This window comes from Actinomadura viridis (assembly GCF_015751755.1).
Taxonomy (GTDB): Bacteria; Actinomycetota; Actinomycetes; order Streptosporangiales; family Streptosporangiaceae; genus Spirillospora; species Spirillospora viridis.
Genome location: NZ_JADOUA010000001.1, coordinates 2,431,530 through 2,444,782, shown reverse-complemented (window position 1 = coordinate 2,444,782; position 13,253 = coordinate 2,431,530). Strand labels below are relative to the sequence as shown.

Here is a 13,253-nt window from a genome sequence, read left to right as displayed (position 1 = left end):
TCCCGATGAACGACGACAGGGCACGGTGGCCGGGCGAGCTGCGCCCGTACCAGGCGGAGGCCCTCGGCAGGCTCGACCGCGCCTGGGCGGAGGGCCGTTCCCGGGCCTGGGTGGTGCTCCCGCCCGGAACGGGCAAGACCCTCGTCGGGCTGGAGGCCGCCCGCAGGCTCGGGCGCCGCACGGTGGTCCTGGTGCCGAACACCGCGATCCAGCACCAGTGGGTCGCGCACTGGCGCCGGTGCGGCGGCACGGCGGGCACCGACCGCGCGCTCCGGCATCCGGTGACGGTCCTCACCTACCAGTCCGTGGCCGTCTTCGACCCCGACGCCGAGACCGACGAGGAGGGCCGCCGGACCGGCCGCCGTGGCTCGCTGATGCGGCTCCTGCACGACAACGGGCGGGCGCTGGTCGCGGCGCTGCACGACGCCGGGCCGCTCACCCTCGTGCTGGACGAGTGCCACCACCTCCTGGACGTGTGGGGGCGCCTGCTCGCCGAGATCCTGGACGGGCTGCCCGACGCGCGGGTCCTCGGGCTCACCGCCACCCCGCCCGAGTCGCTGACGCCCGGCGAGGCCGAGCTGGTGGACGCGCTGTTCGGCACGCCCATCCCGGGCGCCTCCATCCCGGCGATGGTGCGGCAGGGGTACCTCGCGCCGTTCGCCGAGCTGGCCTGGCTCACCACCCCGACCGCCGTGGAGACCGCCTACGTCGAAGGGGAGGCCGAACGCTTCGCCGAGCTGACCGCCGGGCTGCTCGAACCCGGCTTCACCACCACGGGCCTGCTGGAGTGGCTGGACGCCCGCATGATCGACCGGACCGCCGGGGAGGGCGGCGCCGTCCCCTGGTCACGGGTCGAGGCGGCCGAGCCGCGGATCGCCGCCGCGGCGCTGCGGTTCCACCACGCCGGGCTGCTCGCGCTCCCGCCGGGCGCCCGCCCGCGCGAGGAGCACCGGCGCGCGCCGACCGCCGAGGACTGGGTGGCGCTGCTGAACGACTACGTCGTGCACTGCCTGCTGCCCAGCCCCGACCCCAAGGACGCCGCGGCGCTGGAGGCCGTCCGGCGCGCCCTGCCCGCCGTCGGCCACCAGCTGACCAGGCGGGGCATCCGGGCGTCCCGTTCGCCCGTCGACCGGGTGCTGGCCCGCAGCGCCGCCAAGACGCACGCCGCGACGGAGATCGCCGCGGCGGAGGCGGCCTCGCTGGGCGCCCGGCTGCGCTGCCTCGTGCTCTGCGACCACGAACGCGCCGGCGCCACCCTCCCGGCGCGGCTGCGCGACGTGCTCGACGCCGAGGCCGGGTCGGCCTGGCTCATGCTGACCGGCCTGGCCGCCGATCCCCGCACGCGGGCGCTGTCCCCCATGCTCGTCACCGGCCGCACGGTCGCCGCCGACGAGGAGACCGCACGCGCCTTCGTCCTGAAGCACCACGGCCGGGGTCTGGCGGTGGAGCCCGCGGGCGGCGGCGTCGCACTGATCACCGGCCCCTGGACCTCCGCGGCGTGGGTGCCCCTGATCACCGCGTTCTTCGAGGCGGGCCGCTGCCAGGTGCTGGTCGGGACCCGCGGGCTGCTCGGCGAGGGCTGGGACGCGCGGGGCGTCAACGCCCTCATCGACCTGACCACCGCGACCACCCCCACGGCCGTCGTGCAGACCCGGGGCAGGGCCCTGCGCCTCGATCCGTCCTGGCCCGGCAAGACCGCCAACACCTGGACGGTGGTGTGCGTGACCGACCGCCACCCCAAGGGGACGGCCGACTGGGACCGGTTCGTCCGCAAGCACGCGGGCTACCTCGCCGCCGCACCGGACGGTGAGATCGTCGCGGGGGTGGCCCATGTCGACGCGTCGTTCTCGCCGTACGCCCCGCCCGCCGCGGCCTCGTTCGACCGGCTCAACCGCGAGATGCTGGCCCGTGCCGAGGACCGGGCCGCCACCCGCGCCGGCTGGCGCCTGGGCACGTCCTTCCGGGACGAGCTCGTCCACACCCTGCGGATCCGCCCGGCCCGCACGACCGCGGTCGCGCTCGCCGCGCCCGCGGCCGGCCTCGTCCCGCCCGGCTCCGTTCCGTCGGAGGGCCTCGCCACGGGCCGCCCGCCGCTGCCCCCTCTGTACGTACCCCGCCGTGCGGGGGTCCTGGCCGGCACGCTGCTCTCCTCGCTGTTCACCACGGCCGCCGGCGTGGTCACCGCCGCCGCCTTGGGGGCGATGGAGTGCCTGGTCCTGGTGGCGACCGCGCTGGCGCTGACCGCGGCCGTGGCGGTCACGCTGGAGGTCCGGGGCCGGCGCAGGGCCGCCGCGTCCCGGAGAGCGCGGGAACGGGCGGTCGAGGAGGCCGCGACGCGCCTGGACGCGTTGCCGGAGGAACCCGCCGTCACCGGCTTCGCGTACGCCGTCGCCGACGCCCTCAAGGGAACGGGGCTGTCCCGCCGCGGCGCGGAGGGCGTCACCGTCCGTCCCGAGCCCGACGGCACGTACCGCTTCTCCCTGACGGACGTGGACGCGGCCACGTCCCGGCGGTTCGCGGTGGCCCTGGACGAGGTGCTCGGCCCCATGGCCACCCCGCGTTACGTGGTGCCGCGCTACGTCGTCCGCCCCCGCACCGGCCGGGAAAGGCGCGAACGCGCCTTGCTCTGGTGCGGCGGATCGGCGCGGGCGGACGGGGTGGTCTACCACTCGGTCCCGTCGGTCTTCGGCCAGAACCTCACCCGCACGAACGCCTTCGTGAACGCCTGGAACACCTGGGTCTCCGCCGGCACCGCCGTCCGCGCCTCCACTCCCGAAGGGGAGGGCATCCTGGCCACCCACCGGGGCGAGGACCCGTTCGAGGCGACCACCGTCCTGCGGGTCGCCTGGGACTGACCGGCCGCCGGAGCCGCCGTCCGTCCCGGGGCCTCCCCCGGCCTTGACCGCCGTTGTCCGGGGTCCTTACGCAAAGTGGCTCTGGACAAACGGACCGGAGCACGGTGGGATCAGGGCCACGGAATTCCCGCCCCGAGGTGACCCCCGATGACGGATGTCGTGCTCAATGGTGTCGGCAAGGTGTATCCCGGCGACCACCGCGCCGTGGACGACGTGCACCTGCACATCAGGGACGGGGAGCTCTTCGTGCTCCTCGGCCCGTCGGGCTGCGGCAAGTCGACGATCCTGCGGATGATCGCGGGCCTGGAGGAGGTGACCTCCGGCGAGCTGTGGCTGAACGGCGGCGTGGCCAACGGCCTGTCCCCGCGCGAGCGCAATGTCGCGATGGTGTTCCAGGAGGGCGCCCTGTACCCGCACCTGACGGTCGGCGGAAACATGATGTTCCCGCTGGAGGTGGCGGGCGGCGACCGGGCCGAGTCCCGCGAGCGGGTGGCCGAGCTGTCCCGGGCGCTGGGCATCCACTCCATGATCGACCGGAGGCCGGGGACGCTGTCGGGCGGGCAGCGGCAGCGGGCCGCGATCGGCCGGGCGCTGATCCGCGAGCCGTCGCTGTTCCTGATGGACGAGCCGCTGTCGAGCCTGGACGCCGGGCTGCGCACCGAGTTGCGGCTGGAGATCACGGGCCTGGTCCGCTCGACCGGCACCACCACCGTGTACGTCACGCACGACCAGGTCGAGGCGATGACCATGGCGGACCGGATCGCGGTGCTGCGGGACGGGGTGCTGGAGGACGTCGGCACGCCCGAGCAGATCTACCAGGACCCGGCCACCGTGTTCGTGGCGGCGTTCCTCAGCTCGCCGCCGATCAACCTGCTGCAGGCCACCGCCTGGGCCGTGCAGGACCGGGGCGTGGTGCTCGACTTCGGGAGCGCGCGGCTGACCGTGCCGTGGGACGACGCGCGCTCGTCCGCGCTGATCAGCCACCACGGGGCCCCGGTGCTCGTCGGGATCCGCCCGGACGCGCTGGTGCCGGTGACCGGCGGCGCGGAGGAGAGGACGATCACCGGGCGCGTGCGCGTCCTGGAGTTCCACGGGCAGGACTGGCTGGCGTACGCGGAGGCGGGCATCCCGACCGTGGACGCCGGCTCCGTCGGCACGCGCCCGCGGGCGCGTCCGGCGCGCCCGGCCTCCGGCGGGCTGGCCGGGCGCCTGCGGGAGATGATCGGGCGGCCCGCGGGCGGCCAGGAGCCGCCGCGGGAGGAGCACGCCGGCCACCACCGCCGGTCGGACCTGGTGTTCCGTGCCGGGGCACGCAGGCCCGAGCGGGGTCAGGAGGTACGGCTGGAGGTCGACCTGGAGCGGATGATGATCTTCGGGATGGACGGCCGCCGGATCACCGCGGTGCGGCGCTGAGGCCGGGGCGGAGGCCGGAGGACTCCCGGTAGTACTCGATCTTCGCCTTGATCCGGCCCTGCTGGGCGCACAGCCGCGCGATGCGCTCCTCGACCCGGCGGTCGTGCTCCTTCAGGAGTTCCATCCGCTCCTGGTGGGTCTCCTCGCCGCCGCGCGCCAGCTCGGCGTAGCGCAGCATCTCCGAGATCGGCATGCCGGTCTCGCGCAGGCAGCGCAGCATCCCGAGCCAGGCCAGGTCGTCGTCGCTGAAGACGCGGCGGCCGGAGCCGTTGCGGGCGATCCGCGACAGCAGCCCGATCTTCTCGTAGTAGCGCAGGGTGTCGATGCTGAACCCGCTCTTCTCTGCTGTCTCCGCCGGAGAGTAGAAGGTCACGTCCCCCAGGATCCCACCTGGAGCGCACTCCAGGTCAATGCCCGCCGCTCCCCGCGGGCGGGGCACGTTTGGGCCCCGTCCCGCGGGAACGCCTCGACTCGATGCGACGGTTTGACCTGGAGCGCGCTCCAGGCCGCACAGTGGTGGAACCCGAACCGATCACGAGGGAAACGCACATGCGCATCGGACTTCAGGTCCCCAGCTTCACCTTCCCGGGCGGGCCGGAACAGATCGGCCCGACGTACGGACGGATGGCCCGCGAGGCCGACCAGGCCGGGCTGGACTCGTTCTGGGTGATGGACCATTTCTTCCAGATCCGCGATGTCGGGCCGTCCGAGGAACCGATGCTGGAGGGCTACTCCGCGCTGGCGTACGCGGCGGCGCTGACCGAGCGGATCACGCTCGGCACCATGGTCACCGGGGTCACCTACCGGCATCCCGGGATCCTGGTGAAGACCGTCACCACGCTCGACGTGCTGTCGGGCGGGCGGGCCTGGCTGGGCGTCGGCGCCGCGTGGAACGACGAGGAGTCGCGCGGGCTGGGCGTGGAGTTCCCGCCCACCGCCGAGCGCTTCGAGCGGCTGGAGGAGACCCTGCGGATCGCCCACCAGATGTGGAAGGGCGACGAGAAGCCCTTCCACGGCGAGCACTACCGGCTGGAACGGCCGCTGAACTCACCGCCGCCGGTACGCCGCCCGCACCCGCCGATCCTCGTCGGGGGCTCCGGGGAGAAGAAGACGCTGCGGTTCGTCGCCAAGTACGCCGACGCCTGCAACCTCTTCGACGGCGGGGAGCTGCCGCGCAAGCTGGAGGTCCTGCGCGAGCACTGCGAGCGCGAGGGCCGCGATTTCGCCGAGATCGAGAAGACCGCGCTCACCTTCATGCTCGACGGCCCGCCCTCGGTGGACCGGGCCGTCGACACGGTGGGCCGGCTCGCCGAGGCGGGCATCGACCATGTCATCTTCTCCCAGGCCACCGGGCAGGACCTGGCCGGGCTGCTGGGCGAGGCGCTGGCGCAGACCGCGGAGATCGTCCCCGCCGGACGCTGAACGCGGAGAGCCGGGCACGGCCCCGGCGCGGGGGCACCTGACAGGGCCGCCTGACACGGGGCGCCTGACACGGGCCCCGGGGCACGGCCGTGCCCCGGGGCCGGGCCGGAATCAGTCGCCGGGGGCCGGGGGACGCTTGTTCAGGGGGACGCCGAACAGGTTCATGGCGTTGATCAGCGAGACCAGCGCCACCAGGTTGCCCAGGGACTCCTCGTCGAAATGCTTGCGCAGGGTCTCCCAGAGGTCGTCGTCCACCGGTTCCCGGCGGGTGACCGCCTCGGCGTAGGCCAGCGCCGCCCGTTCCGCGCCGGAGTAGAGCGGCGACTTCGGCCAGACCGTCAGGTGGTGCATCCGCTCCTCGGGCTCGCCGAGCCGCCGGGCGTCACGGATGTGCAGGTCCACGCAGTACGCGCAGCCGTTCAGCTGCGATACGCGGATCTTCACCAGCTCCTCCACCGTCCGGTCGAGGGGGCTGTCCCTGATCGCCTTGTGCACCCGCAGGAATCCGGCCCACGCCCCCGGGGCCGTCCGCGTGAGGTCCATTCGCTCCGCCATGATCACTCCCTTCCTCTTGAGGGAGACGCCGCCGCCCCGGCGGTTTGTGACACCCGGGCCGTCAGTCCTTGAGCTCAGTCCTTGGGCATCAGCGCGCGCATGCGGTCGATCTCGGCCTGCTGGGAGGAGCGGACGTCCCGGACCAGTTCCTGGACGAACAGGTCGTTGCCCTTGTCGATGGCGTCCTTGACCATGGTCAGCGCGCCCTGGTGATGGGTGATCATCAGGGTCAGGAACAGCCGGTCGAACTCGGTGCCGCGCGCCGCCTTCAGCCTCTCCATCTGCTCGGGGGTCGCCATGCCCGGCATGCCCGCGTGGGAGCCCGCGGTGGCCGGGGCGGAGGCCCCGCCGTGACCGCCGTGACCGCCCTGGCCGCCGGAGGCCTTGGGAGCGTTCCGGCGGAGCCACGCCTCCATCGCGGAGATCTCCACCTTCTGCCCGAGGTTGATCCGCTCGGCCAGCGACTTCACCTGTTCGCCGGACGCCCGTTCGGGAGCCAGCACGGCCATCTCGAGGGCCTGCCGGTGGTGCGGGATCATCATCTCCACGAACCGGACCTCGGCGGCGACCGGCGGCTTGGCCGGTTCCGACGCCATCATCGCGGTCTTGTTGGGCTCGCCGGGCTTCCCCGGGACCAGCATCGTGCTCTTCGGGGCCGCCTTCTCCGGCTCCTCCCCTCCGGAGCAACCACCCAGCACCCCCGCGACCAGCGCCGACGTCATGGCCACCAGCGCGATCCGTTGCCGCATCCGTCCTCCCACCCCTTGGATATCGCGACCGTACCGATTCCGGACATCACGGCGGAACCCTCTCAGGTCTCAAGAAGCTCACGGATACGTTCAGACCTGTTCATCCAGCTCAGAACAGGTCATACTCCGGATGATCTAGGGCATATCCACGGGGGCTGTAGCAAAGGAGCAAGAGTGGCGCCAGTTCCTGCACGAAGAACCGCGCGGAGAGCAGTGTTGAGCACACTGGCGGGGGTCGTGCTGGCGATCTCGTCGGTCGTCGCGGCACCCGCCGCCTCGGCCGACATCCCCGGCAAGGACGAGATCGTCAAGTCGCCGAACATCTCCCACCTGGCGAACATCCCGAAGGAGGGGCCGTTCGCCAACGTGAACGCCCTGAACTCCGACTGGGCGTTCCAGGGCAAGTACGCCTTCGGCGGTAACTACGAGGGCTTCACGATCTACGACATCAGCAAGCCCGCGACCCCCAAGGTCGTCACCCAGGTGCACTGCCCGGGTGCGCAGAACGACGTGTCGATCTCCGGGAACCTGCTGTTCCTGTCGACCGACCGCTCGATGAGCGATGACTCCTGCCAGGCGGTGCCGATGCCGGCCACCGAGAAGGCCGCCTGGGAGGGCATCAAGATCTTCGACATCAGCGACGTGCGCAACCCGCGCTACGTCAAGGCGGTCGAGACCAAGTGCGGGTCGCACACCAACACGCTCGTCCCGGGCAAGAAGGGCACCGCGTACATCTACGTGTCCTCCTACTCGCCGAGCGACACCTTCCCGGACTGCAAGCCGCCGCACGACCTCATCTCCATCGTCAAGGTTCCGCTGAAGAACCCGACGGCGGCGGCGGTCATCTCGGAGCCGGTGCTCTTCCCGAACGGCGGCAACCCCGGTGACCCGGCGGGCACCCCGTGGCCCAACGGGACCTCGGCGACCTCCGGGTGCCACGACCTGACCGCGTACCCGGCGAAGAACCTCATGGCCGGCGCCTGCATGGGCGACGGCGTGCTGTTCGACATCTCGAACCCCGAGAAGCCGACCACCATCACCAGCGTGCGGGACGACGAGAACTTCGCGTTCTGGCACTCGGCCACGTTCAACAACAAGGCCAACAAGATCGTCTTCACCGACGAGCTGGGCGGCGGCGGCGCGGCCACCTGCAACACCACCATCGGCCCGGAGAAGGGCGCCAACGCCATCTACGACATCGTCGGGAAGGGCGCCAAGCGCAAGCTGGAGTTCCGGAGCTACTACAAGATCCCGCGGCCCAACGCCGACACCGAGAACTGTGTCGCGCACAACGGCTCGCTGATCCCGGTCAAGGGCAAGGACATCATGGTCCAGGCCTGGTACCAGGGCGGGATCTCGATCTACGACTTCACCGACTCGAGCAAGCCGAAGGAGATCGGCTGGTTCGACCGGGGCACGTTCGCCGACACCCTCGTCACGGGCGGCTCGTGGTCCGCGTACTACTACAACGGCTACATCTACTCCAACGACATCCAGAAGGGCCTGGACGTCCTGCAGATCAAGGACAAGGCCACCGACAAGGGCGCGCGGGTCAAGCTCGACGAGCTGAACGCCCAGTCGCAGCCTGACTACTTCGACCAGGACTGACGCCGTCCCACGACGACGTCCGGCACAGGTCGGAAGGCCCCGGCGGAAGCTCCGTGCTCCCGCCGGGGCCGCCCCCTTTCAGGCGGCGGCCGGGGTGAACACCCACTTCCGGTACGACCAGTAGCGGAACGCCGAGGCCAGCGCGAGCCCGACCACCAGCCCGGCGTTGTAGGCCAGCCCGCCGTGCAGGCCGAGGGCGTAGTAGGTGACCGCGGTGCAGAGCACCTGGATGCCCATCCCGACGCCGTTCAGCCCGAAGAAGATCACAACCTCCCGGCCCGAGCCGTCGCTGTCGCGATGCCGGAACGTCCAGTGCCGGTTGAGCAGGTAGGAACTGAGGGTCGACGCGACGGTCGGCACCACCACGCTGGTCAGCGGGCTCCCACCCAGCAGGTGGCGCATCAGGTTGGCCCCGCCGATGGTGATCACGGTGCCGAGGAAGCCCACGAGACCGAAGGTGAGGAGCTCGCGCAGGAATGTCCGGTGCGAGAAGGCGGCCGGCGCCGTTTTGACCGGCGTTGACCGCGACATGGTGCTCACTCGCCCAGACCTTACCGGAAAGGTGATATCGGACGCGGACGTCCCCGCCGCGGGACTCCCGGGGGCGCTCAGCGGCCCGCGGAGGCGGTCGCCCCGGCCATCAGCACGATCAGCCCCACCAGCACCACCGGCACCGCCAGCGCCCAGGTCAGCCCGACCGCCTGCGCCACGAACCCGATCACCGGCGGGCCGCCCAGCAGGCCCAGGTAGCCGACCGCCGTCACCCGCGAGATCCCGGCGGCCGCGGGCACCCCCGGCAGGTTGCCCGCGGCGCTGAAGGTGACCGGGGCCACCGGCGCGACCCCCAGCCCGAACAGCGTGAACCCGAGCACGGCCGCCACCGGGTTCCCGGCCAGCAGCCCGAAGCCCAGCCCGAGCGCGGCGACCAGCGAGCCCGCCCGCAGCACCGGCACCGGCCCGAACCGCGCCACGACACGGTCGCCGGCCAGCCGCCCGACCGCCATCGCCACCGCGCACCCGGCGTACCCGAGCCCCGCGACGCCGGGACCGGTCTCGAGCGTCTCGCGCAGGTGCACCGCGCTCCAGTCGGCCATCGCGCCCTCCCCGACGAACGAGCAGAGCCCGATCACGCCCAGCAGGGCCAGGGTCCACCGTCCCGCCGCGAGCGGCGAGTGCGGCGAGGGCGCGGTCGTGCGCGCCTCCGGGTCCGCCACCGCGGCCGGGCCGGGCACCGGGTCCTGGGAGGGCAGCGCGTCGGCCGAACGGTCCAGCAGATCACGGCAGCCGAGCAGCAGCGCCGCCGACAGGACCACGGCGGCCACGCTCAGATGCACCGGGACCGGCACGCCCAGGTGCGCGGCCCCCGAGCCGACCAGGGCGGCGACGAGCGTACCGATGCTGTACGCCCCGTGCAGCCCCGACATCAGGGGGCGCCCGTACCTCCGCTCGACCGCCACGCCCTGGGCGTTCATCGCCACGTCCATCAGCCCCAGCGACCCGCCCATCAGGACGAGCGAGCAGGTGAGGGCGCCCAGGTTCCACGCCAGCCCGAGCGGCACCAGCGACACGGCCGCGGCCACCCCGGCCGCCAGCGTCGTGGCCCGGCTGCCCCAGCGCGCCACCGTCCATCCGGCGAACCGGACCGCCAGGACCACGCCGACCGGGGCGCCCAGCAGCGCCAGGCCCAGGGAGCCGTCGCTCAGCCCCAGCTCGCGCTTGATCTGCGGGATGCGCGCCACCCAGGCCGCCCCGATGAGACCGTGCACGAGGAAGGCCACGGTCACGGCGGTCCGCGCCCGGGCGAGCGTATTGATCGTCTGTGTCACCACCCGGCAGACCCTACGTTCCTTACCGGCGGATGATCACCTCACGGAAGCGCCACGTTTGCCTACACCGCGCCGCCCGCACCTCGCGGCACCGCCCGCACCGCGCGGCTTAGATCAGCTCATGGAGCGGGACGCCCGGGTCGGTGAGGCGCTCCGCGCCGATCTGCTCGTCCGACCGGACCAGCGCCTGGATCTGGTCGGTCACGTCCCACACGTTGACGTTCATCCCGGCCACCACCCGGTCCTCGGCCAGCCAGAAGGCGATGAACTCGCGCCCCGGCACGTCGCCGCGGAACACCACCTGGTCGTACTCCCCCGGCGCGGCGATGCCCGACAGCTCCATGCCCAGGTCGAACTGGTCGGTGAAGAAGTACGGGACCCGCTCGTAGCTCACCGCCTGCCCGAGCATCGCGCGGGCGGCGGCCGGGCCCCCGTTGAGGGCGTTGGCCCAGTGCTCCACCCGGATCCGCCTTCCCAGCAGGGGGTGATACATGCCGGCGACGTCGCCCGCCGCGAAGATCGCCGGATCGGACGTGCGCATCGACTGGTCGACCAGCACGCCGTCGGAGACCTCCAGGCCCGCCGCCTCGGCCAGCTCGGTGCGCGGCCGCACCCCGATGCCCACGATCACCACGTCGGCCGGGATCTCCTGGCCGCCGGAGGTGACCACGGCCGAGACCTCGCCCGCGCCCCAGAACCCGGCCACGCCCTGGTCCAGCCGCAGGTTCACCCCGTGCGCGCGGTGCAGGTCGGCGAACAGCCCGCCGACCTCGGGGCCGAGGGCGGAGTGCAGCGGGGTCGCCTCCGGCTCGATGACCGTCACCTCGTTGCCGTAGGCGCGGGCGGCGGCGGCCGTCTCCAGGCCGATCCACCCCGCCCCGGCCACCACGACCCGCCGCCCGCCGGGCGCGAGCGCCTCCCGCAGGGCCGTCGCGTCCGCCATCGAACGCAGGTAGTGGATGCCCTGCAGGTCGGCTCCGGGCACCTGCAGCCTGCGCGGCGAGGCCCCGGTGGCCAGGAGCAGCCGGTCGTAGCGCACCGGCTCACCCGACGACAGCGCGACCCGGTTCCCCGGCCGGTCGATGGAGACGGCCCGCACGCCCGGCCGGAACTCGACGTCGTGCCGGTCGTACCACTCCGCCTCGTGCACGTGCGCCTGCTCGGCCGCCTGCTTGCCCAGCAGGTAGCCCTTCGACAGCGGCGGCCGCTCGTACGGCCGCTCGACCTCCTCACCGACCAGGACGATGCGCCCGCCGAAGCCCTCCATCCGCAGGGTCTCCGCCGCCTTGGCGCCCGCCAGGCCGGCGCCGACGATGACGAACGTCTCTCGGGACGGCGTCCCCTGGGACATGGCCACCTCCTGAAGGTGCGCGCCGGGTGGGCGTCGTTCTTGTATCCCTACAGCGGCGTCATAACCAAGACAAGGCCCGGGTAACTCCTCCGTGCGGCCAAGATCGGCTTTGCCGTGGCCATGCGCCCCGCGCGGCCACGGTCCCGGCTACACGTCCCCGCGCAGCATCGCGTGGCGGTTGATGGCCGAGACGTCCGTCAGGGAGGCGATCTGGTCGACGACGGCGCGGAGCCGGGCGGGCTCGTCGGGGGCGTCGACGTAGGCGGCGCGGAACGCGGCGTCGAGGGTGCCCGGCGCGCCGGCGAGCAGCAGGTCGGCCAGCTCCAGGATCAGCTCGCGCTGGCGGGCGCGGACCTCCTCGTGGCTGATCCAGACGTAGTGCGCCGTGATGCCCTTGAGCAGCGCGCACTCCAGCCGCTGGGCCCGGGGCACGATCAGGTCGGCGGCGTACCGGGTGAGCGGGCGGTCGCCGTAGGCCTCGCGGGTGGCGTCCTCGGCGGCCAGGCAGAACCGGCCGATCAGGGTGCTGGTGAGGTTCTTCAGCGCGGCCAGGGTCCGCGGCGTGCCGTCGTAGCGGTCGGGCCAGAACGGCTCGGCCAGCAGCGCCGCGAAACGCTCCTCCAGCTCGGACGGCGTGGCGTCGTCGCAGTACAGCTTGATCGCGGTCTGGGCGATCAGGCGGCGCTCGGCCGGGTCGGCGAGGCAGGCGAAGTCGATGTGCCCGGCGACCAGCGCGTCCTCCAGGTCGTGCACGGAGTAGGCGACGTCGTCGCTCCAGTCCATGACCTGGGCCTCGAAGCAGGTCTTCTTCTCCGGCGCGCCCCGCCGGGCCCAGCGCGCCACGTCCGCGTCGTCCTCGTACACCCCGAACGGGCCGCTGCCGCCCTGGGGCCGGGCGGCCCGGGACGCCTCCCGGCGCCACGGATACTTCATCACGGCGTCGAGCGCCGCGCGGGTGAGGTTGAGGCCGACGCTGCGCCCGTACAGGGGCGGCCCGGCCGGGGCGAACGACTTGGGCTCCAGCCGGGTCAGCACGCGCAGGCTCTGGGCGTTGCCCTCGAAACCGCCGCAGTGCTGGGCGACGGCGTCCAGCGCGACCTCGCCGTTGTGGCCGAACGGCGGGTGCCCGATGTCATGGGCCAGGCAGGCGGTCTCCACCAGGTCGGGATCGCAGCCCAGGGCCTTGCCCAGCTCGCGGCCGACCTGGGCGCACTCCAGGGAGTGGGTCAGCCTGGTGCGGAGGCTCTGCACGCTGCCGGGCGCGTCCGCGCCGGGCGAGGCCACCTGGGTCTTGGCGGCCAGCCGGCGCAGCGCCGCGCTGTGCAGCACCCGTGCCCGGTCGCGCTCGAAGGCGGTGCGGTCGCGCCGCTTGGGAGGTTCGGGGGCCCAGCGTTGCCGGTCCCCGTCCGTGTAGTGCGTCATCACACCTCAGCGTATGCGGGCCGCCCGGCGTCCAGGGGAACGCCGCGTGTCC

Annotated in this window: 11 protein-coding genes; 4 read left to right on the top strand and 7 right to left on the bottom strand. The window is 73.0% G+C overall.

Annotated features, from left to right (window positions below; genetic code table 11):
• Window positions 1-5 precede the first annotated feature (5 nt).
• Complete coding sequence (locus IW256_RS10890) at window positions 6-2,855, top strand: DEAD/DEAH box helicase family protein (protein ID WP_197010845.1); 2,850 nt, start codon at window positions 6-8, stop codon at window positions 2,853-2,855.
• Between the two features lie 147 nt (window positions 2,856-3,002).
• Window positions 3,003-4,268 carry an ABC transporter ATP-binding protein gene (locus IW256_RS10885; protein ID WP_197010844.1) on the top strand — a complete coding sequence of 422 codons (1,266 nt, stop codon included), beginning with the start codon at window positions 3,003-3,005 and terminating at the stop codon, window positions 4,266-4,268.
• Here IW256_RS10885 and IW256_RS10880 read toward each other — a convergent pair.
• Window positions 4,249-4,641 (bottom strand): MerR family transcriptional regulator, encoded by a 393-nt coding sequence (locus IW256_RS10880; RefSeq protein ID WP_197010843.1) that lies wholly within the window; start codon window positions 4,639-4,641, stop codon window positions 4,249-4,251. The two genes, IW256_RS10885 and IW256_RS10880, sit on opposite strands and share 20 nt — an antisense overlap.
• A 176-nt stretch (window positions 4,642-4,817) precedes the next feature.
• On the opposite strand from IW256_RS10880, the gene IW256_RS10875 reads away from it, so the two are divergent.
• Entirely contained in the window at window positions 4,818-5,690 is an 873-nt protein-coding gene (locus IW256_RS10875; RefSeq protein ID WP_197010842.1) for an LLM class F420-dependent oxidoreductase, read from the top strand.
• A 111-nt stretch (window positions 5,691-5,801) separates the two neighbouring features.
• On the opposite strand, the gene IW256_RS10870 is transcribed toward IW256_RS10875, so the two are convergent.
• Window positions 5,802-6,245: a carboxymuconolactone decarboxylase family protein gene (locus IW256_RS10870; protein ID WP_197010841.1), complete on the bottom strand. Its 444-nt coding sequence runs from the start codon at window positions 6,243-6,245 to the stop codon at window positions 5,802-5,804.
• Between the two features lie 74 nt (window positions 6,246-6,319).
• Window positions 6,320-6,994, bottom strand: coding sequence for a DUF305 domain-containing protein (locus IW256_RS10865; protein ID WP_197010840.1), 675 nt, complete (start codon window positions 6,992-6,994; stop codon window positions 6,320-6,322).
• A gap of 225 nt (window positions 6,995-7,219) precedes the next feature.
• On the opposite strand from IW256_RS10865, the gene IW256_RS10860 reads away from it, so the two are divergent.
• Entirely contained in the window at window positions 7,220-8,602 is a 1,383-nt protein-coding gene (locus IW256_RS10860; protein ID WP_197016234.1) for an LVIVD repeat-containing protein, read from the top strand.
• A 78-nt stretch (window positions 8,603-8,680) separates the two neighbouring features.
• On the opposite strand, the gene IW256_RS10855 is transcribed toward IW256_RS10860, so the two are convergent.
• The 4 genes from IW256_RS10855 to IW256_RS10840 all read right to left on the bottom strand — a co-directional run bounded on the left by IW256_RS10855 (window position 8,681) and on the right by IW256_RS10840 (window position 13,201).
• On the bottom strand, window positions 8,681-9,133 hold the full coding sequence (locus IW256_RS10855; RefSeq protein ID WP_197010839.1) for a GtrA family protein: 453 nt from the start codon (window positions 9,131-9,133) through the stop codon (window positions 8,681-8,683).
• 77 nt (window positions 9,134-9,210) lie between these two features.
• The gene (locus tag IW256_RS10850) at window positions 9,211-10,431 is read right to left on the bottom strand and encodes an MFS transporter (RefSeq protein ID WP_197010838.1); all 1,221 of its coding nucleotides are present in this window, start codon (window positions 10,429-10,431) and stop codon (window positions 9,211-9,213) included.
• A 106-nt stretch (window positions 10,432-10,537) separates the two neighbouring features.
• The gene (locus IW256_RS10845; RefSeq protein WP_197010837.1) at window positions 10,538-11,779 is read right to left on the bottom strand and encodes an NAD(P)/FAD-dependent oxidoreductase; all 1,242 of its coding nucleotides are present in this window, start codon (window positions 11,777-11,779) and stop codon (window positions 10,538-10,540) included.
• Between the two features lie 147 nt (window positions 11,780-11,926).
• Window positions 11,927-13,201: a deoxyguanosinetriphosphate triphosphohydrolase gene (locus IW256_RS10840; protein ID WP_197010836.1), complete on the bottom strand. Its 1,275-nt coding sequence runs from the start codon at window positions 13,199-13,201 to the stop codon at window positions 11,927-11,929.
• Window positions 13,202-13,253 lie beyond the last annotated feature (52 nt).